The organism is Hyphomicrobiales bacterium, from assembly GCA_016125495.1.
Classification (GTDB): domain Bacteria; phylum Pseudomonadota; class Alphaproteobacteria; order Rhizobiales; family RI-29; genus RI-29.
In genome coordinates, this window is the sequence record WGLQ01000002.1 from 13,661 (window position 1) to 33,931 (window position 20,271).

Genomic DNA, 20,271 nt, shown 5'->3' on the forward strand with positions numbered 1-20,271 from the left:
CGGGCCGGCGCTCGGGGCACCCGCGCGCGGCGTGAATGCGGGAGAGCAGCCAGTCATGTCACGAGCAGTTTGCGATCGGGTCGCATCGTTGGCAAAGGTGATGGGTGGTGCCGCGCTGGTGTGCGCCATGCTGGCCGTCACGACGCCAAGAGCACACGCCGAAGAAGCCAGGACCTGGCGCCACGCACTCTCGCTCATCGGCGAGCCGGCGATGGGCCCGGGGTTCACGCGGTTCGACTGGGTCAATCCCGACGCTCCGAAGGCCGGGCACATCCGGATGCAGTCGATCGGCTCGTTCGATTCGCTCAACTCGTTCTCGATCAAGGGCGAGGTGGCGACCGGCATGGGGCTGATCTACGATTCCCTCATGATCGAGAGCCCCGACGAGGCATCGACCGAATACGGGCTCATCGCCGAGGCGGTCTCGCATCCGGCGGACTTCTCGTCCGTCACGTTCCGGCTCAATCCCGCGGCGCGTTTCCACGACGGCAAGCCCGTCACCGTCGCCGACGTCATCTTCAGCCTCGAGAAGGTCAAGGAGATCAACCCGTCGTACGCCGCCTACTACAAGAACGTGGTGGCGGCCGAGGAGAGCGGACCGAACGAGGTCACCTTCCGTTTCGACGTGAAGGGCAATCGCGAGCTGCCGCAGATCATGGGCCAGCTCGTGGTGCTGCCGAAGCACTTCTGGACGGGCACGGCCGCCGACGGCACACAGCGCGACCTCGCGCGCTCCTCGCTGGAAATCCCATTGGGCTCCGGCCCTTACCGGGTCAAGGAGATCAAGCCGGGCCGTTCCATCACCTTCGAGCGGGTCGCCGACTATTGGGCCAAGGACCTGCCGGTCTCGATCGGTCAGTGGAATTTCGCGGAGGTCAGCTTCGAGTTCTTCCGCGACGAGACGATCGCCTTCGAGGCCTTCAAGGCAGGCCAGACCGACTTCCACCAGGAGACGAGTTCGAAGAACTGGGCGACGGGCTACGATTTCGCCGCCGCCAAGGACGGGCGGATCCTGCGCCAGGCATTCGAGGAAATCCGTGTCGCGCGCATGCAGGGGTTCGTGCTCAACCTCCGGCGCCCGCAGTTCCAGGACGCGCGCGTGCGCCAGGCGTTCAATCTCGCGTTCGATTTCGAGTGGTCGAACAAGAACCTCTTCCATGGGCTCTACAGGCGTGTGAACTCCTACTTCGAGAATTCGGAGCTGGCGGCGCGTGGGTTGCCGGAGGGGCGTGAACTCGCTTTCCTCGAGGAGGTGCGGACCGAGGTGCCGCCCGAGGTTTTCACGACCCCCTACGCCAATCCGATCAACGACGAGCCATCGCGACTGCGTGAGAACCTTCGAGCGGCCTCGCAACTGCTCAAGGACGCGGGTTACGTGGCCAAGGGCGGCAAGCTGGTGCATGGCGAGAGTGGCCTTGCGCTCAAGGCCGAATTCGTGCTGGTGCAGCCGCTCTTCGAGCGGATCGTGCTGCCCTACATCAAGAATCTGACTCGGCTCGGCATCGATGCCTCGGTCAGGGTGATCGATTCGGCGCAGTATCAGCGGCGCGTCGAGACTTTCGATTATGACATCGTGGTCGCGGGGTTTGCGCAGTCCGAGAGTCCGGGCAACGAGCAGCGGGAGTTCTGGGGGACGGAGGCGGCCGGCAAGGACGGCAGCCGGAATCTGATCGGAATCCGAAACCCGGCAATCGACAAGCTCATCGACAGGGTCATCTTCGCGACCAACCGCGAGGACCTCGTCGCGGCGACACGGGCGCTCGACAGGGTGCTGCTCTGGAACCACTATCTGGTGCCGCAGTGGTACAATCCGGAGGTGTGGATCGCCCGCTGGGATATCTTTTCCTACCCGGAAAAGCGGCCGAGTCGAGCGATCTCGGTGCTGCGGACGTGGTGGTACGACGCCGCAAAGGCCGCCGCCATCGGAAGGACGCGGCAATGAGGCTGGGGCGAACGGCGAGGGCGCTCGCAGGCGCATTTTCGCTCGCGGCGGTGGTTGCCACCAGCCCCATCCAGCCGGCCATGGGCGGTTCGTCGAGCCATGGCCTGTCGGCGTTCGGCGAGCTGAAGTATCCAGCCGACTTCAAGAATTTCGAGTACGTGAACCCGCAGGCGCCCAAGGGCGGCCGGCTGACCATGATCGGGACCGGCGGGCGGATCACGTTCGACAGCTTCAACCTCTTCATCACGAAGGGCGATTCCGCCGAAGGGCTCGGGCTGGTCTACGACAGCCTGATGACGCGGGCCTTCGATGAACCGGACGCGGTCTATGGGCTCGTTGCGCGCAGTGCCGAGGTCGCCGAGGATCGCTCGTCGGTCACGTTCGAAATGCGCCCCGAGGCGCGCTTTGCGGATGGCGAGCCGGTCGAGGCGGACGATGTCGTCTTCACGCTCGAGGCGCTCAAAGCAAAGGGCGATCCGCGCTACCGGCTGGCGCTGCGGGACGTGGTCGCCGCCGAGGCGGTCGCGCCGCACACGGTGCGCTTTCGCTTCCAAGGGGCGGGCACGCGCGATCTGCCGCTGCTGGTCGCCGGATTGCCGATCCTGCCGCGCCACTGGTACGAGAAGCAGGCTTTCGAGGAGAGTTTCCTCGTGCCGCCCCTCGGCTCCGGACCCTATGCGATCACAGCCTTCCGCCAGGGCCAGTTCGTCACCTATGGACGGCGTGCGGACTACTGGGGGTGGGGGCTGGCGGTCAATGCGGGGCGCTACAACTTCGACGAATTGCGCTTCGAGTATTTCAAGGACCGCACGGCCGAACTCGAGGCGCTCAAGGCCGGCGTCTTCGATCTGCGCGAGGAGTTCACCTCCCGCGATTGGGCGACCGCCTACGACATCGCGCAGGTGCGCGAGGGTCGGCTCAAGCTGCTGACGATCCCGGATGAGCGGCCGGCCGGAACGCAGGGCTTCTTCATCAACCTCAGGCGCGAGAAGTTCGCCGACATTCGTGTGCGCCAGGCGCTCGATCTCGCCTTCGACTTCGAGTGGACCAACCGGCAGCTATTCTACGGCCTCTACAAGCGAACCGAGAGCTTTTTCCAGAACTCGGACATGATGGCCGAAGGACCGCCTTCGGCCGGTGAGTTGGCGCTTCTCGAGCCGTTCCGTGGCGAACTGCCGGCCGAGGTGTTCGGCCCGGCCTATCTGCCGCCGGTTTCCGATGGGTCGGGTCAAGACCGCAAAGCGCTGCGCGAAGCCGATCGGCTACTGAAGGCGGCGGGCTGGTCGACAGCGGGAGGGCAGCGGGTCAACGCCGCCGGACAGCCGTTCACGATCGAGTTCCTGCTGTTCTCGCCGGCCTTCGAGCGGATCGTCGCGCCCTATGTCAAGAACCTCAAATTGCTCGGTATCGATGCCACGATCCGGCTCGTCGATCCGGCGCAGTACGAGCGCCGGCTGAAAAGCTATGATTTCGACATCACGACGCGGCGCTTCGTCATGAGCCTGACGCCGGGGCCGGAGCTGTTCAACATGTTCGGCTCCGAGGCGGCGGGCAATCCGGGCAGCTTCAATACCTCCGGCATCGCGAGCCCGGTGGTCGATGCGCTGATCGAGCGGGCGCTGGCGGCCAAGACGCGCGAGGAACTGGTGGTTGCCGTGCGCGCACTCGACAGAGTGCTCCGGGCGGGGCACTACTGGGTGCCCCAGTGGTACAAGTCGGCGCACAACATCGTATTCTGGGACCGCTTCTCCTGGCCGGAAACGAAGCCGCTCTACGATCGCGGTGTGATCGAGACGTGGTGGTACGACGAGGCCAAGGCCAAGCGGCTCGCAGGCGGCGGTTGAACGGGACGAGCGGACGGCGGCGATCGGGCCAGGGTTCAAGGGCGGACGACAAGCGACGATGACGAGCTACATCATCAAGCGCCTGTTGCTGATGATCCCGACGTTGTTCGGGATCATGCTGGTGACGTTCGTGATCGTGCAATTCCTGCCCGGGGGACCGGTCGAGCAGATGATCGCCAGGATCACGGGCTCGGACGTCTCGGCGACGGCGCGTATCGGTGGCTCGACGGGTGGCGACTTCGGGGCGACGGGAGGCGTGCAGCCAGGGGCTGGCAGCGATGCCTCCGTCACCTCGAAGTATCGTGGCGCCCAGGGTCTGGATCCCGAGTTCATCAAGGAGATCGAGCGCCAGTTCGGCTTCGACAAGCCGGCGCACGAGCGCTTCTTCAAGATGCTCTGGGACTACATCCGCTTCGATTTCGGCGAGAGCTACTACCGCAGCGTCTCCGTGCTCGAACTCATCAAGGAGAAATTGCCGGTTTCGATCTCGCTCGGGTTGTGGCTGACGTTGCTCACCTATCTGGTCGCCGTGCCGCTCGGCATCCGCAAAGCGGTCAAGGATGGCGAGGCGTTCGACGTGTGGACCAGTGCGGTTCTGGTCATCGGGTTCGCGATCCCGAGCTTCGTGCTCGCGGTTCTGTTGATCGTATTCTTTGCCGGCGGCTCGTTCCTCGACCTCTTTCCACTGCGTGGCCTCACCTCGGACAACTGGAGTGAAATGAGCCTCCTCGAGAAGGTGGCGGACTATTTCTGGCATCTCGTGTTGCCGTTGACCGCCATGGGGGTCGGGGCGTTCACGACCATGGCGTTCCTGACCAAGAATTCGTTCCTCGACGAAATCTCCAAGCAGTATGTCATCACGGCGCGGGCCAAGGGGCTCACCGAGCGCCAGGTGCTCTACGGGCACGTCTTTCGCAACGCGATGCTCATCATCATCGCAGGGTTTCCCGGGGCGTTCCTTGCGGCATTCTTCGAGGGCGCCCTCCTCATCGAGACCATCTTCTCACTCGACGGGCTCGGCCTGCTCGGGTTCAAGTCACTGATCAACCGGGACTACCCAGTGGTGCTCGGCACACTCTACATCTTTTCGCTGTTCGGTCTCATCGTACATCTCATCACCGACCTCACCTACACGATCGTCGATCCGCGCATCGACTTCGAGACGAGGGAGGTCTGAGCGATGGCGGACGATTGGCGCAAGTCGGGCAAGCGGGCACGCCATCGCGAGCGCGGGCGCCAGCGCGCGGGCGAGAAGCACGGCGTGCAGGGTGCGACGCCTCTGGCCGCGGGCGCGCCCGTGGCCGAAGCGAACCGCGACGGCGACGCGAACCGTGGCCGGTCAGGGCAGGCGACGCCAACCGCCGCGGCCGGTGGTCCCTACCGCCGTCGGCGGTGGTTCGGCATGTCTCTTTCGCCGATCGCCGAGCGCCGGCTCGCCAACTTCCGGGCCAACGGCCGCGGCTACTGGAGCCTTTGGCTTTTCCTGCTGCTCTTTACGATTTCACTCTTTGCCGAGTTCATCGCAAACGATCGGCCGCTGCTGATGGGCTACAAGGGCGAACTGCTATCCCCGGTGCTGATCGACTATCCGGAGGAGAAATTCGGCGGGTTCCTGCCGCAGACCGACTACCGCGACCAGTACGTGCTCGACGAGATCAATGCCAACGGCTGGATCCTCTGGCCGCCGATCCGCTATTCCTACCGCACCGTGAACCTCGAGCTGCCGAAGCCGGCCCCGTCGCCGCCCTCCTGGACGATGACGCGCGAGGAGCGCTGCTCGCCCTACGCGGCCGGGGTCGAGGACGCCAACTGCACGATCTGGAACTGGAACTGGCTCGGGACCGACGACCAGGGCCGCGACGTGCTGGCCCGCGTCATCTACGGGTTCCGGCTCTCGGCGCTCTTCGGCCTCCTGCTGACGTTCTTTTCCTCGATCATCGGCATCCTCGCCGGGGCGATCCAGGGCTATTTCGGCGGCATCATCGACCTCATTTTCCAGCGCTTCATCGAGTTCTGGACGTCGCTGCCGGTGCTCTACATCCTGCTCATCATCGTCGCGATCCTCCCGGCCGGATTCTGGGTGCTGCTCGGCATCCTGTTGCTGTTTTCCTGGACGCGGCTGACCGGGCTCGTGCGCGCGGAGTTCCTCAGGGTGCGCAACTTCGACTACGTCCGGGCGGCGCGCGCGCTCGGTCTGCCGAATTGGAAGATCATGGTGCGTCACCTGTTGCCGAACGCGATGGTGGCGACGATCACGATGATGCCGTTCATCCTTTCGGGCTCGCTGGTGACGCTGACGGCACTCGATTTCCTCGGCCTCGGTCTGCCGCCGGGGTCGGCCTCGCTCGGCGAGCTGCTGCAGCAGGGCAAGACCAACCTGCATGCCTGGTGGCTGGTGGCAACGGCGTTCGTGACGATCGCGACGATGCTGAGCCTGCTGGTGTTCACCGGAGAAGCGGTTCGCGATGCGCTCGATCCGAGAAAAAGCTTCAAGTAGGTGATGATGCGCCCCCAACGTCGAGGTCATGGCCGTGACGCATTGCGGCCGGGTGCGGGAGAAGCGCCGAGATCATGACCACCGCCCCACTCGTCGATGTCCGTGACCTTTCGGTTCGCTTTCGCTCCGGCGACAGCGTGCACGACGCCGTGCGCAACGTTTCCTTCCACATCGACCCCGGTGAGACGGTGGCGATCGTCGGGGAATCGGGGTCCGGCAAGACGGTCTCGGCTCTCTCGATCATGCGCCTGCTGCCCTATCCCGCGGCCTCGCACCCTTCCGGGCGCATCCTGGTCAAGGGGCGCGACATGCTGACGGCGCCGGAGGACGACTTGCGGCGCATGCGGGGCGATACGGTCTCGATGATCTTCCAGGAGCCGATGACCTCGCTCAATCCGCTCCACACGGTGGAAAAGCAGATCCGCGAGATGATCGAGATTCATTCCGGGATCGGCGGGGACGAGGCGCGCATGCGTGTCCTCGACCTGCTCCACCGGGTCGGCATCCGCGAGCCGGAAAAGCGTCTCGGTTCCTATCCGCACCAGCTCTCGGGCGGGCAACGCCAGCGCGTGATGATCGCAATGGCCCTCGCCAACGCGCCGGAACTGCTCATCGCCGACGAGCCGACGACGGCGCTCGACGTCACCATCCAGGCGCAGATCCTCGAGCTGCTGAAGGACCTCCAGCGGCAAGCCGGCATGGCGATGCTGCTCATCACCCACGATCTCGCGATCGTGCGAAAGATCGCAGATCGCGTCTATGTCATGGAGGCAGGCCGGATCGTCGAGGAAGGTCCGACGCGCCGGGTGTTCGATGCCCCACAGCACGCCTACACCCGCCATCTCCTCAATGCGGAGCCGAAAGGCGAGCCGCCGGTCGCGGACGAAACCGCCCCCGTGGTGGTCGAGACCCGTGACCTCAAGGTGTGGTTCCCGATCAAGCGTGGCTTCCTGCAGCGCACCGTCGATCATGTGAAGGCGGTCGACGGCGTTTCCCTCCGGCTCCGGGCCGGCCAGACGGTCGGCGTGGTCGGGGAGTCGGGATCGGGCAAGACGACGATCGGTCTCGCAATCCTCCGGCTCATCTCCTCGACGGGGGAAATCGCCTACATGGGAAAGCGGATCGACCGCTTCCGCTCGGCGGAGATGAGGCCCCTCCGGCGTGAAATGCAGGTGGTGTTCCAGGACCCCTACGGCTCGCTCTCGCCGCGGCTCTCGGTCGGACAGATCATCGAGGAGGGGCTCGAGATCCAGCGGCCCGAGCTCGACTACGACGAGCGGCGCGCGCGGGTCGGGGCGGCGCTGGAGGAGGTCGGGCTCGAGGCGGCGATGCAGGACCGCTATCCGCACGAAGCCGCCGGCGGCCAGCGTCAGCGCATCGCGATCGCGCGGGCCATGGTGCTGGAGCCGAAATTCATCATGCTGGACGAACCGACGAGCGCGCTCGACATGAGCGTGCAGGCTCAGATCGTCGAGCTGCTGCGCGACCTCCAGAAGAAGCGCGGGCTCGCCTATCTCTTCATCTCGCACGATCTCAAGGTGGTCCGCGCGCTGTCGAACTACGTCATCGTCTTGCGCCACGGAAAGGTGGTCGAGGAGGGGCCGGCCGTCGAGGTCTTCGACAATCCTCGCGATCCCTACACCAAGGCACTCTGGGCGGCGGCGTTCGATCTCGAGGTCGCCCCGCATGGCGTCGTCGCGGACTGAGCCGGGCGGCCGGTGCGGGCGTATGAAATTTGACCAGGGCGAAGGTCGGGTATGAACATCGTCGAGCTCTATACCTCCTTCGATGGGCGGATTTCACGTTCCACCTGGTGGCTCGGCATCCTGATGCTGCTCGTGCCCTCGCTGGTCGCGATCTCGGTCGTGCAATCGGTCGGCAACGATATTCTCGGCAACGAGCCGGGAACGCGAAATGCATTCTCCTCCATTCTTTCCCTGCTCCTCGTCTGGCCGGAAACGGCGCTGACCAAGAAGCGGCTCAATGACCGGGGGCATGCGCCCTGGGTGGCGCAGACGTTCGTTCTCGTCAGCATCGCGAGCGCCACACTTGCCCATTTCGGCTTCTTCGACGATCCGGCGAGCATGGGTGCCGGGGAGATCGCCGTCTGGGCCGGGATCACGGCCTATTCGCTCTGGCTGCTCGTGGAGAACGGGTTCCTCAAGGGAACCGAAGGGCGAAACCCGTATGGTCCCGATCCGCTCCAGGAATAGCGCGCGGGCGGCCGGGGGATTCGCGGCAAGAAATGGAGGACACGGTGATGGTCACGCCCCCCGATCCGGTCGAATTGGCACGCGAACTCGTCAGGTGCGCGAGTGTGACGCCCGAGGAGGGCGGGGCGATCTCTCTTCTCGAGAAGGTCCTTGGCGCGGCGGGGTTTCGTTGCCGGCGGTTGCGGTTCGAGGCGCCGGGAACGGCGGCCGTCGAGAACCTTTTCGCGCGCATCGGCACTGGCGGTCCACACATCTGCTTTGCCGGCCATACGGACGTGGTGCCGCCCGGCGATCCGGCCAGCTGGCGTCATCCTCCCTTCGCGGGCGTCATCGAGGATGGCGTTCTGCACGGGCGCGGCGTCGCGGACATGAAGGGGGCGATCGCCGCGTTCGTTGCGGCGGCGCTGGCGCGCACGGGGCAACAGGGCGGGCTCGGGACCGGTTCGATCAGTTTTCTCATCACGGGTGACGAGGAGGGGCCGGCAGTCAATGGTACGGTGAAGGTGCTGGAATGGATGGCGGCGAACGGGCAAGTGCCGGACCACGCCGTGGTCGGCGAGCCGACCAATCCGCGCGAGATCGGAGATGAAATCAAGATCGGGCGGCGCGGCAGCGTCACGGGCCGGCTGGTCGTCACCGGCCGGCAAGGGCACGTCGCCTATCCGAGGCTCGCCGCCAATCCGGTGCCCGCCATGCTCGCGGCGCTCGGCGCCCTCACCGGAACGCCGCTCGATGCCGGCAACGCGCATTTCGAGCCCTCCAACCTCGAGGTGACGACGGTCGATGTCGGAAACGCGACGGAGAACGTCATCCCGGAGCGGATCCGCGCCACCTTCAACGTACGGTTCAACGATCTGCACACGCAGGCCAGTCTCAGGGTGCTCCTCGCCGAGCGCGTCCGCCGAGTGCTCGAGGGGCGAGACGTCTCGCACGATCTCACCTTTTCCGGTTCGGCGGAATCCTTCCTCACCAGTCCGGGGCCTCTGGTCGACTGCATGGCAGGCGCGGTCGAGGCGGTGACCGGGCGCAAGCCGCGGCTCTCGACCGCCGGTGGAACGTCGGACGCGCGCTTCATCAAGGATTATTGTCCGGTGATCGAAATGGGGCTCATCAACCAGACCATGCATCAGGTGGACGAGCGCATGGCCGTGGCGCGGATCGCGGAACTGCGAGACGTCTATTCCGCGTTTCTCGATCGATATTTCTTAACCATCCCAGGGGCTTGACCGGGGCGACGGGGCGCTCCCGTCAGTAGTCGACGCCTGCGAGATAAAGCCCCTCGGGCGGCGCCACCTGGCCGCAGCGCGCGCGGTCGCGCGCCTCGAGCGCCGCAGCGAGATCGCCCGCGGTCCATTTCCCCTCCCCGACCTGGCGCAAGCTGCCGACCATGGAGCGGACCTGGTTGTGCATGAACGAACGCGCCGAGGCGCGAATGTGGATTTCCGCTCCGACGGTCGCGACGTCGAGCCGGTCGAGCGTCTTGACCGGCGAAAGGGCCTGACACTGGCTGGCGCGGAAGGTCGTGAAATCGTGGCGACCGACGAGGACCTGGGCCGCCTCGTGCATGGCGGCGGCATCGAGCGGCACCGGGACGCGCCAGACGCGGGCGACGTCGAGGGCGAGCGGGGCGCGGCGCACGGCGATGCGGTAGAGGTAGTGCCGGGCAAGGGCGGAAAAGCGGGCGTCGAATTCCACTCCGACCACGCTGGCGGTGAGCACGGCGATCGGGTGCGGGCGAAGGTGCGCGTTCAAGGCGTCGCGGACGGTGTCGGCTGGCCAGGGGCGTGCGAGGTCGACGTGGGCAACCTGGGCGAGGGCGTGGACGCCGGCATCGGTGCGCCCGGCTCCCGTCGGGATGCGTTCCTCGCCGGCAAAGCGGCGGATCGCCTCGGCGAGGGCGCCCTGCACCGAGGGGCCGTTTTCCTGGATCTGCCAGCCGGAGAACGGGGAGCCGTCGTATTCGATGGTGAGCTTGTAGCGCGGCATCCCGCGTCGTTCTCCCGGTCGGATCCGCTCAAGGCAATCGATCGCCACGGGTGAGCGCGAGGCCGCGCAGGACCTCGGCGCCGGGCGCGGCCTTGCGGCCCTCGCGCTGGACCAAGACGAGACGCAGCGCACCCTGCCCGCAAGCGATGGTGAAGTCATCATCGAGGAGCGTGCCCGGCGGAGCCGACGCACCGCTCGCTGCGACGAGTTCGCTGCGCAGCACCTTGAGGCGCAGTTGCTCTGCGCCGAGGCCGATCTCGCACCAGGCGCCGGGTGACGGCGAGAGGCCGCGAACCTGATCGTGGAGTTGGCGGTTGGACCGGGTCCAATCGATGCGCGCCTCGGCCTTCGATATCTTTTCCGCATAGGTGACGCCGGCATCGGGCTGGGGCGTGCACTCGAGGCGGCCATCGGCGAGCGCTTCGAGCGCGGCTACCATCAGGCGGGCACCGTGCGCGGCGAGGACGTCGTGCATCTCGCCGGCCGTCGCGTCCGGGGGAACGGGGAGGGTTTCGGTGAGGCAGACGGGACCGGTGTCGAGGCCGGCGTTCATGCGCATGACCGCCACCGCGGTCTCGGCGTCGCCCGCCATGACGGTACGCTGGATGGGCGCTGCACCACGCCAGCGGGGCAGAGCGGAGGGATGGAGGTTGAGGCAGCCGTGGCGGGGGGCGGCGAGGATCGCAGGCGGCAGAATGAGGCCGTAAGCGACGACGACCGCCACATCGAGGTCGAGAGCAGCGAAGGCCTCGGATTCCTCGACGCTTCTGAGGCTTGCCGGCGTGCGCACGGCAAGGGCGTGGGATTCGGCGTGGACGTGGACGGCGGTTGCCAGCCGCTCCAGACCGCGCCGGCCGGCGGGGCGCGGCGGCTGGCTGTAGACGGCGACGATCTCGTGGCCGGCCTGCAGGATCGCGGCGAGCGAGGGGACCGCAAAGGCCGGCGAGCCCATGAAGGCGACGCGCATTTCCCCCTCCCTCAACGATGCGAACGCAGCCCAATGGTCCGGCATTTCGACAGTGGCAACGCCCCGTGGCCACTGCCTGCGGCCATCAGACGGTGGCTTCGCGGTCCTTCTGCGCCTTGAGGAAGCGGCGCACGAGCCGGTCGCGCTTCAGACGCGAGAGGTGATCGATGAAGAGGATGCCGTCGAGATGGTCGAGTTCGTGCTGGACGACGGTGGCGAGCAGGTTCTCGCACAGCAACTCGCGGGGCTGGCCATCGACGTCGAGATATGTGACGCGCACCGCACCGGGGCGCTCGACCTCGGCATACATCTCCGGAATCGAGAGGCATCCCTCCTCGTACATGCGGGGCGTATCGCCATGCCAGACGATCTCGGGGTTGATCATGGCGATGGGGCGCTTCTCTTCCTCCGGCTCGCGGGCCGTATCGACGACCAGGATGCGGCGGGGGACGCCAATCTGAACGCCGGCGAGCCCGATGCCGGGCGCGTCGTACATGGTGTCGAACATGTCCTTGACGAGACGACGCAAGTCGTCGTCGACCCGCTCCACGGCCAGGCTCGGCTTGCGAAGCGAGGGGTCCGGAAATGTCACGATCGGTCGGATGCTCATGGGCGGGACATAGGCGAGCCGTCGGGGAGCGTCAATGTGTCGCCCGAGATCATGCCGCCGAGTGATATGTCATGCGAACCGCGCACGGCGGATCGGAGCAAATCGGATCGCTCGCAGGGCGCCCCGAGGGGTAGTGCTGCTTGCAATTCAGCGGGCGGCGGGCAACTCTCGCGCCCTTCACATCGGCCGGGAGCATCGGTGACATGGCGACGACAGGCGTGAGTGGTTCGGCGGTGGGCGGAAAGGGTGCGGGCCAGGGCGGCGCACGCGCGAGCGACCCTCTGCTCCAGCCGCTGCGGATCAAGCATCTGACGCTCAAGAACCGCATCATGAGCACGAGCCATGCCTGCGGCCTCGAGGAGGGCGGGCTCGCGCTCGAGCGCTACCAAGCCTACCATGAGGAAAAGGCCAAGGGCGGCATCGCGCTCTCGATGTTCGGCGGCTCCTCGAACGTCGCGCCGGACAGCCCCAACACCTTCCAGCAATTGAACGTCGGCACGGACGCCTGCATCGCCCACTTCCAGCGCTTCTCCGAGCGGATGCACCGGCACGGTGCCGCCCTCATGGTGCAGATCACGCACCTCGGCCGACGGGGCGACAACTACAAAGAGAATCTCTTGGCGATGATCGCGCCGTCGCCGATCCGCGAGACGGCGCACCGGGCCATTCCGCGCGAGATGGACGCGCACGACATCCGCCGGGTCGTCAAGGCCTACGGCGATGCGGCATGGCGTTGCAAGGAGGGCGGGCTCGACGGCATCGAGACGCTGGCTGGCGGCCACCTCATCGGCCAATTCCTTTCGCCGCTCACCAACAAGCGCACGGACGGTTATGGCGGCTCGCTCGAGAACCGCTGCCGCTTCGGGCTCGAGGTGCACGAGGAGATCCGCCGGCGGGTCGGCGACGATTTCCTCGTCGGCCTGCGCTTCGTGGTCGACGAAGGCTACGAGGAGGGCCTCTCGTTCGATGAGTGCCTCGAGATGGCGCACCGCTTCGAGGCGAGCGGCCTCCTCGATTTCTTCAATGCCATCTACGGGCGCATGGATACCGAGATCGCGCTCGCCGTCGACAACATGCCGGGCATGGCTTCGCCGATCGCGCCGTGGCTCAAGAAGGCCGGGGCGTTCCGGCGCGAGGTCAAGTTGCCGGTGTTCCATGCCGCGCGGATCATCGACCTCGCGACCGCACGATACGCGATCACCGAAGGGTTGATCGACATGGCGGCGATGACGCGTGCGCACATCGCGGACCCTTATCTCGTGCGCAAGCTCGAGCGGGGCGAGGAGGACCGCGTGCGCCCCTGCATCGGCATGACCTATTGCATGGGCGAGACGCGACCCTCGTGCGTGCACAATGCCGCATCGGGGCGCGAGTTGAAGCTGCCGCACATCATCACGCCCGCGAGCGGGCCACGCCGCAAGGCGGTGATCGTCGGAGCGGGGCCGGCCGGGCTCGAGGCCGCGCGGGTGCTGGGCGAGCGGGGCCACGAGGTGGTGGTGCTCGAAGCGGCCGACCGGGCGGGCGGTCAGGTGCTGCTGGCGGTCAAGGCGAGCTGGCGCAAGGACGTGATCGGCATCATCGACTGGCGGGTCGCGGAATTGCAGCGGCTCGGAGTCGATCTCAGGCTCAATACCTTCGCCGAGCCCGACGACGTGGTCGCCATGGCACCGGACATCGTGCTGATCGCGACCGGCGGCATGCCCGATCTCGGCTGGCTGCCGGGCGGTGAGCACTGCCACGATGCCTGGACGGCGCTGACCGAGACGCCGGCGCCGGGCGGCGAAACGCTGATCTTCGATGGTACAGGCCGGCATGTGGCGCCGACCGTTGCCGAACGGCTCCAGGCGGCGGGCCAGGCGGTTTCGATCGCCAGCTTCGATGTGCAACCGGTGGCCGAGATGGGTTATGCGGAGCGGGCGATCTGGCGGCGGCGGCTGACCGAACTCGAGATCGCCTGGCGCGGCGAGGTGCGGCTCGAGGGCGTCGAGCGCAGGGGCAACCGGCTGGTGGCGCATCTACGCAGCGACCTCACGAACAAGCCGATCGACATCGAGGCGGATCGGGTCGTGGTCGAAAGCGGTACGTTGCCGGTCTCGGAGGTGTTCGAGGGCCTGCGTGCCGGATCGCGCAACGATGGGGTGACGGATCTCGATGCCCTCATCGCGGCGCGGCCGCAACCGGCCATGCGTGACGATGGCTTCGAGCTGCACCGGATCGGGGATGCGGTCGCGAGCCGCAACATCCATGTCGCGGTGCTCGACGCCTTGCGGCTCTGCCACGTCATGTGAGGCACGGCCTGAGCCGGGCGCGCTTCGGTTTGCCGGTTGGCAAGCCGACGGCTAGAGTGCCGACGAGCGCTGGCGCCTCGTTGCCGGGTGGGTCCGCCTGCGGGCACAGTCGCGTCGAGGCGAATGACCATCGAACGGAGGTGCTGGTGAGCGTTGTTGCATGGTTGCGAACGCGGGGGCTGGTGATCGCGGCGCGGTGCGTCGTGTTGGCCGTCGGCGTCCTTTCGGCGCAATTCGCGGATCCTATCGCAGCCCGTGCCGACTGGACGGAGAACGTCATCAACCGGGTGCTCGGTCTGCAGTTCGCGCAGGAGTGCTTCAAGGAGCCGAAATATCAGCGGCACGTGCACGTGCTCGGCGTCGAGGCGGGCGGCGTGACATTGCCGGATATCGAGCGCTCGCGCATGCTCAACACGCTCTCCGACAAGCTCGGCAGCGGCACGCGCAACCGCATCACCGTGGCGCCGGCCTTCCAGACCATCGCCGGATCGCAAGGCGCGTTCGACACCGATGCGGTCATCCGGATGGCGCGGCTCGACGAGGCGGCGCGCAATGCCGAGGTGACGATCCTGCTCCGGCCCCTGGAGGTGACGGCGCAGGAGACGCGCCTCGAAGTGGTGATGTGGGCCAACGATCCCTCGTCGGGCACGGGGCAATACACCTGCGTGCGTCCGTTCAACGTCGCCGTGCCGATCGTGGCGCCGGTCGATCCGCGCTGCCTCGACGGCTGGTCGAAGGCAACGGCCATCAACACCGCGGAGGGCTATCGCTTCTTCATGAGCTTCTTCGGTGATTGTCCGCAGGCGGGCGAAGCGCAGGCGGCGGTGACGCGGCTCGACGGGGCAGCCTGCGATGGGGCTTGGCAGCAGGCCCGGGCACGCGGAACCGTCGACGGCTATCGGACCTTCGTGCGGGAAAACCCGAGCTGCACGCTCCAGGTCCAGGCGGCCAACGACATCATCGCAGCGCTGGCGAATGCCGGGGGCGGGACGAGCAGCGGCGGCTCGGGTGGCTCGGGATCGGGCGGGGGAAGCGCCAGTTCGGGAAGCAATTCGGGCGGCGGCTCGAGCTTCGGTGCGCCGGTTGCGCAGCCGCCACGCACCCGTAGCTACCACTACGTCGGGCCCGTCAATCCGCCGGACGACTGGCTGGCACTGCGGACCCGGCCCTCGTCGTCCAGCGGCCGACGGATCATGAAGATGCCGGAGGGCACGCCTTTCACGGTGATCGATCGGAGCGGGGCCTGGCTGCAGGTGCAGTTGCGTGACGGCACGCTGGGCTGGGCGCATGGGAACTGGATCAGATGCTGCAGGGAGTTGGCCGACTGAGGTGGTCCGAGGGGCGCACGACCCAGGGGACACGGCTCTCCGCATCGCAATGGCGTGGGCGGGCCCACTTGCTTGTCGGGTTGGCGGGCGGGGCGGCTCTGATGACGTCGATCGCGCTGGCCGGAACGACTCCGGCCGAAGGGCCGCCGGTGCCCATCAGGACGCCGCATGCGGCGGGGGCTGTGCAGACGCCGGATGCGACCATCGAAACGCGGGACGACGCCGCAACGGCGCTCTGCCCATCCTGGCTCATTGCCATGAATCGGCTCGTGCTGGTGACGGTGGATCATTTCTCGACATCGGCCGCCCGCCTCGAGTTGCTGGAGCGAGATTCCGAGAGCCTCGCGTGGCGGCGGGTCGGTCGCTCGTTTCCCGCCCGGATCGGACGAAAGGGGCTCGGCTGGAGCTGGCCGTTGAGGCGGTTCGCCGAGGCCCGGCGCGAGCCCGTCAAGCGGGAAGGTGACGGACGGGCACCGGCCGGAGTCTTCGCACTCGACCGGCGATTCGGCTTCGGCGACGAGGCGGGGCCGAACTACCTGCGCCTTCGAGCCGAGCAGAGCTATTGCGTCGACGACATCTCGTCGGCCCACTACAACCGGATCGTTCCGACGGCGATGGCCGGAAAGGGCGTCACGGGCGAGCGCATGTGGTCCATCCCGCTCTATCGCCGCGGCTATCTGGTTGATTTTCCCACGAGCCGGGAGCAGGTCGGGGGCTCGTGCATCTTCATCCATCTCTGGCGGTCGCCGAAATCGGGGACGTCCGGGTGCGTCGCGATCTCGGATGAAACGATGACGGCGCTCGATGCGTTCGTCGTGCCGGGGGCGACGGCGGTTGCGATCCTGCCGCAGGGCGATCGTGGTCTGGTGGACAAGTGCCACGGCGCCGGGCGCTGATGGGGGCCGCGCGGGCGGGCGTCGTCGATCGGGTTTCGGTGGCTGCTCGCGAATCTGCTAGCTGCGGGGGATGGACAGCGAAACCATCGAGCGCCTCGGGCGCGAGTTCGGCGCGCATTTCGGTGAGATCCGGCAGGCGTTCGGGACGTTCCTGGCGTCCGGCATGGTCTGGCCGGTGGCCGCGATCCTGCTGCTGTTGGCGGCGCTCCTGCTGGCCGGGCTCGCCCTTTCGGCGCGCGCTCGCCGGCATGCTGGCCGCGAGGCGGAGGAACGGGCACTCTCGGCCCAACTCCTGCGCACCAACCAGGCGCTCGCCGAGCAGATCGTGGAACTGCGCGGTCGGATCGGGGCAATGGCCGAACTCGGCGCCCGCCATCAGGCCGACCTCGCAACGACCCTCGATGCCCGACTCGACCATGTGACGAGCGAAATGGTTCGCAGTCTCAAGGAAACGCGCACCGAAATGGACCGCCAGCTCGGCGAGGCGACGAGCCGGCTCGCAACCGGCCTCACGGCCTCGAGCGAAGGCACCGGCAGCCATCTCGAGCAGCTCGCCGAACGTCTCGCCGTGATCGACCGGGCGCAGCAGAGCCTCGCCGAACTCTCCGGTCGCGTGGTCTCGCTGCAGAACGTGCTCGCCAACAAGCAGGCACGCGGCGCCTTCGGGCAAGTGCGTATGGAGACCATCATTCAGGATGCGCTGCCGGCCAGCGCCTACAGTTTCCAGGCGACGCTTTCCAACGGCAAGCGGCCGGATTGTCTCATCCGACTGCCGAACGCGGCCGCCGGGATCGTGGTCGATGCCAAGTTCCCGCTCGAGGGGTTCGAGGCCTTGCGGCAGGCGACGACGCCGGAGGAGGATCGGCGGGCCGCGGCGGCGGTGCGTCAGGCGGTCGGCCGCCATATCGAGGAGATCGCCGGCAAGTATCTCATCGCAGGCGAGACCCAGGAGACGGCACTGATGTTCGTGCCGTCGGAGGCGGCCTATGCGGACCTGCACGAGCAGTTTCCCGACCTCATCCAGAAGGCGCACCGGGCGCACGTCTTCATCGTCTCGCCCAACATGCTCATGCTCGCGGTTCAGACCATGCAGGCGATCCTCAAGGACGTGAAGGTGCGCGAGGCGGCTGGTGCCATCCAGCGCGAGGTGACGCTAATGCTGGAGGACGTGGCGCGGCTCGCCGAGCGGATCAGCGATCTCGAGCGCCAGTTCGGTCAGGCGCAGCGCTCGCTGGAAAAGGTCTCGACCTCGGCTGGGCGGATCGTATCGCGAGGGGCCCGCATCGAGGCGCTGGAACTGGACGAGGGGGGTCCGGGCGAAGTGGTGGCCGACGTCGCGACGGGCGGCGACCCGCGCCTCTTGGCGAAGGCCGTGTGAGACCACGGTAGGGCTCGCCGATCGGTCTCGCGCTTCCAATGGTGATGCAACACCTATCGATTGCCTTGCCACGGGAGGACACCACGTGCCTAGGACCCTTCGCGTTTCAGATCTCGCCGTCGCCATGCTGGTCGGTCAGGCGACGGACCTTCCCGCCAAGGGGATCGAGATGGTGCCGCCAGCACCGCCAGCGCACGTCATCATGGCTCCTGCTCCGCGTCTCGTCCTCAGGCACGTGATCGAGCGGCTCATCGCCGAGCGCAATGTTGCGATCGTGGCGCCGCCGCTTCCCGTTCGATCCGATCCGACGTGGTCGGGATGTTGCGCCGACACGCTCGAATAGCCGGCGCAGGCTGGAGCAGAGGCCTGCGATGTGATAAGCTGTGGTCCTTCCGATCGACTTGCGCACGCTCCGTTCCGAGAAGGACTATGCTGCAGATGCTTCGCAAGATCCTGCCTGTCCTCGTTTCCGCTGCCGCGCTGTTCGCCACCGCTCCCGCATCGGCGGAGAAATACGCCATCGTCATCGCCAACTCCGACTATCGCGTCGCCGACGACGTGAAATACGCCGCGAGCGATGCCGATGCGGTGACCGAGATGCTCGTCAACGTGCACGGGGTTGCACGGCGCAACGTGCTCCGGCTCGACAATGCCACGCTCGGGGAGATGCGCGCGCTGATGGGCGGCGAACGCGGCCTCGGGCGGCTCCCGGGGCTGGTGCGCGGCAGCAAGGCCGAACTCTTCGTCTATTTCGCCGGGCATGGCTCGCGCGAGGCCGCCGCCGACGGTCAGAGTTCGGTGCCGTACCTGCTCGGCGTCGATTCCGTTCCCGGCGCGCTCGAGGAGACGGGGTTCGCGCTCGATCAGTTCCTCGGCCAATTGCGCCGCCTCAAGCGCGAGGCGATGCCGGAAGGCACCATAACCGTGTTCCTCGAGAGTTGCTTTTCCGGCCGTTCCCACGTTGGCGACCTGATCAAGGATCGTAGCGCGCCGTTGCATGGCGCGCCCGTCGTGCTCTCGCGGCATCTGACGGAAGTCTCGGGCGATCTCGTCGTCATGGCCGCCGCGAGAGGGGATCAGTTCGCGGTCTGGGACGGCGACCACGGGATGAGCGTGTTCACGGATGCGCTGGTCGCCGGCATGCATGGCGAGGCGGATGATCCGAGCTATTCCGGCAATGGCGACGGGCAGGTCACGGCGCGCGAATTGCGGGACTTCGTCGATGCCCGCATGGCGCGCCGGCTGGCGAGCGTTCAGCCGGGGGTGGTGCAGACGCCGGATTTCGTCGGGCTCGCGGATGACGACGTGCTCGTCGAGGGACTCGCGGCGACGCCGAGGTGGCTGACCACCGAGCGGCGCAAGCAGCGCGAACGGCTCCGGGCGGCACTGCTGGCGACGACCGACGATGTCGCCGAGATCGACGGTTATCTTGCGACCTGCGTCTACTGTCCCGAGCGCGATCCGTTGCGGGCGCGGCTCGCCGAGATCAAGCGGCGCGACGCCTTCTGCGCCGACGAGGCGCCGCTCACCGAACAACTCGCCAGTTCGGGCACGCGCGAGCAGATCACGGCATTCCTCGAGGTCGCGACCTGCGAGCGGGGCCGTAAGCAGCTCGGTGAACGGCTGGCGGCGCTGAATGCGAGCGCCAGTGGCGGGGCAGCCGCAGCCGGGCAACCGGGTGGTTCGCAGTTGGCGGCGGCCGACACGGCCTCGTCGCAGGGCGGCGAGAATGACCGTCAGATCCCGGCTGCGGCTGCGCTCGATGCCGACGCCCAGCGTGATCTCGTGGTGCGGCTGCAAACCGAGCTGCAACGGGTCGGGTGCCTCAAAGGCCGTGCCGATGGGATCTGGGGTCGGCAAGGTCGTCGGGCGATGACGCGCTTTCTCGAGGAGATCGAGGATGACGATGCCGGAGATGTGGAGCCGAGCGAGGAGTTGATCGAGCTGGTGGCGGGTGCCGAAACGGGGCTCTGCGAGCCGGACCAGGAGGCCGCGGCTCCGAGCACGAGCACGCCCTCGCGGGCGGCACGGCAGGCCGCTCCGAAGCGTCAGACCGTCGCGGCCTGCGCTTCCGGTCAAAAGCGCAACAGCCGCGGCAAGTGCTACACGCCGACGGCGCCCCGCGCTGCGCGGGCAACCGCGCCGAACCGGCCGAAGAAGGCCAGTGCCCCCACACGGACCCGAACCGCGACGCAAACCACGCCGAGGCGATCGGCCGCAACAACCCGTGCGCCTGCAAAAAAGCGCAGTGGGCTTTGCGCCAAAGCCTTCTCCACCGTCCACGGCACCGGGTTCACAGCGCAGTGCGGCCTCTGATCCGGT

At 67.1% G+C, this 20,271-nt stretch carries 16 protein-coding genes; 13 read left to right on the forward strand and 3 right to left on the reverse strand.

The window, feature by feature from the left end:
• Nucleotides 1–55 precede the first annotated feature (55 nt).
• From GC150_00655 to dapE, 7 genes are all read left to right on the forward strand, one after another.
• A complete protein-coding gene (locus GC150_00655; protein ID MBI1383408.1) occupies nt 56–1,942 on the forward strand; it encodes an ABC transporter substrate-binding protein in 1,887 nt (628 codons plus the stop codon).
• On the forward strand, nt 1,939–3,786 hold the full coding sequence (locus tag GC150_00660) for an ABC transporter substrate-binding protein (GenBank protein ID MBI1383409.1): 1,848 nt from the start codon (nt 1,939–1,941) through the stop codon (nt 3,784–3,786). The genes GC150_00655 and GC150_00660 overlap by 4 nt, the downstream gene beginning before the upstream one ends.
• 58 nt (nt 3,787–3,844) lie before the next feature.
• A complete protein-coding gene (yejB, locus tag GC150_00665) occupies nt 3,845–4,963 on the forward strand; it encodes a microcin C ABC transporter permease YejB (protein ID MBI1383410.1) in 1,119 nt (372 codons plus the stop codon).
• A gap of 225 nt (nt 4,964–5,188) precedes the next feature.
• Nucleotides 5,189–6,283 carry an ABC transporter permease subunit gene (locus tag GC150_00670; protein MBI1383411.1) on the forward strand — a complete coding sequence of 365 codons (1,095 nt, stop codon included), beginning with the start codon at nt 5,189–5,191 and terminating at the stop codon, nt 6,281–6,283.
• A gap of 74 nt (nt 6,284–6,357) precedes the next feature.
• On the forward strand, nt 6,358–7,989 hold the full coding sequence (locus GC150_00675; GenBank protein MBI1383412.1) for a dipeptide ABC transporter ATP-binding protein: 1,632 nt from the start codon (nt 6,358–6,360) through the stop codon (nt 7,987–7,989).
• Between the two features lie 51 nt (nt 7,990–8,040).
• Nucleotides 8,041–8,496, forward strand: coding sequence for a DUF805 domain-containing protein (locus tag GC150_00680; GenBank protein ID MBI1383413.1), 456 nt, complete (start codon nt 8,041–8,043; stop codon nt 8,494–8,496).
• 47 nt (nt 8,497–8,543) lie between these two features.
• A complete protein-coding gene (gene dapE, locus GC150_00685) occupies nt 8,544–9,722 on the forward strand; it encodes a succinyl-diaminopimelate desuccinylase (protein ID MBI1383414.1) in 1,179 nt (392 codons plus the stop codon).
• Nucleotides 9,723–9,744: 22 nt separating this feature from the next.
• On the opposite strand, the gene truA is transcribed toward dapE, so the two are convergent.
• The 3 genes from truA to GC150_00700 form a co-directional block, all read right to left on the reverse strand.
• Nucleotides 9,745–10,482 carry a tRNA pseudouridine(38-40) synthase TruA gene (gene truA / locus GC150_00690; GenBank protein MBI1383415.1) on the reverse strand — a complete coding sequence of 246 codons (738 nt, stop codon included), beginning with the start codon at nt 10,480–10,482 and terminating at the stop codon, nt 9,745–9,747.
• Between the two features lie 28 nt (nt 10,483–10,510).
• Nucleotides 10,511–11,449: a methionyl-tRNA formyltransferase gene (locus GC150_00695; GenBank protein MBI1383416.1), complete on the reverse strand. Its 939-nt coding sequence runs from the start codon at nt 11,447–11,449 to the stop codon at nt 10,511–10,513.
• 85 nt (nt 11,450–11,534) lie between these two features.
• Nucleotides 11,535–12,059 carry a peptide deformylase gene (locus GC150_00700; protein MBI1383417.1) on the reverse strand — a complete coding sequence of 175 codons (525 nt, stop codon included), beginning with the start codon at nt 12,057–12,059 and terminating at the stop codon, nt 11,535–11,537.
• 203 nt (nt 12,060–12,262) lie between these two features.
• Between GC150_00700 and GC150_00705 the strand changes: the two genes are divergently transcribed.
• The 6 genes from GC150_00705 (at nt 12,263) to GC150_00730 (ending at nt 20,265) form a co-directional block, all read left to right on the forward strand.
• Nucleotides 12,263–14,347, forward strand: a complete 2,085-nt coding sequence (locus GC150_00705) for an NAD(P)-binding protein (protein ID MBI1383418.1) — start codon at nt 12,263–12,265, stop codon at nt 14,345–14,347.
• 146 nt (nt 14,348–14,493) lie between these two features.
• Complete coding sequence (locus GC150_00710) at nt 14,494–15,675, forward strand: SH3 domain-containing protein (protein ID MBI1383419.1); 1,182 nt, start codon at nt 14,494–14,496, stop codon at nt 15,673–15,675.
• A 101-nt stretch (nt 15,676–15,776) separates the two neighbouring features.
• On the forward strand, nt 15,777–16,571 hold the full coding sequence (locus GC150_00715; protein ID MBI1383420.1) for a hypothetical protein: 795 nt from the start codon (nt 15,777–15,779) through the stop codon (nt 16,569–16,571).
• Between the two features lie 70 nt (nt 16,572–16,641).
• Entirely contained in the window at nt 16,642–17,949 is a 1,308-nt protein-coding gene (rmuC, locus tag GC150_00720) for a DNA recombination protein RmuC (protein ID MBI1383421.1), read from the forward strand.
• A gap of 85 nt (nt 17,950–18,034) precedes the next feature.
• The gene (locus GC150_00725) at nt 18,035–18,292 is read left to right on the forward strand and encodes a hypothetical protein (protein ID MBI1383422.1); all 258 of its coding nucleotides are present in this window, start codon (nt 18,035–18,037) and stop codon (nt 18,290–18,292) included.
• Entirely contained in the window at nt 18,268–20,265 is a 1,998-nt protein-coding gene (locus GC150_00730) for a hypothetical protein (GenBank protein ID MBI1383423.1), read from the forward strand. Before GC150_00725 ends, GC150_00730 begins: the two co-directional genes overlap by 25 nt.
• The last annotated feature ends 6 nt before the right edge of the window (nt 20,266–20,271 follow it).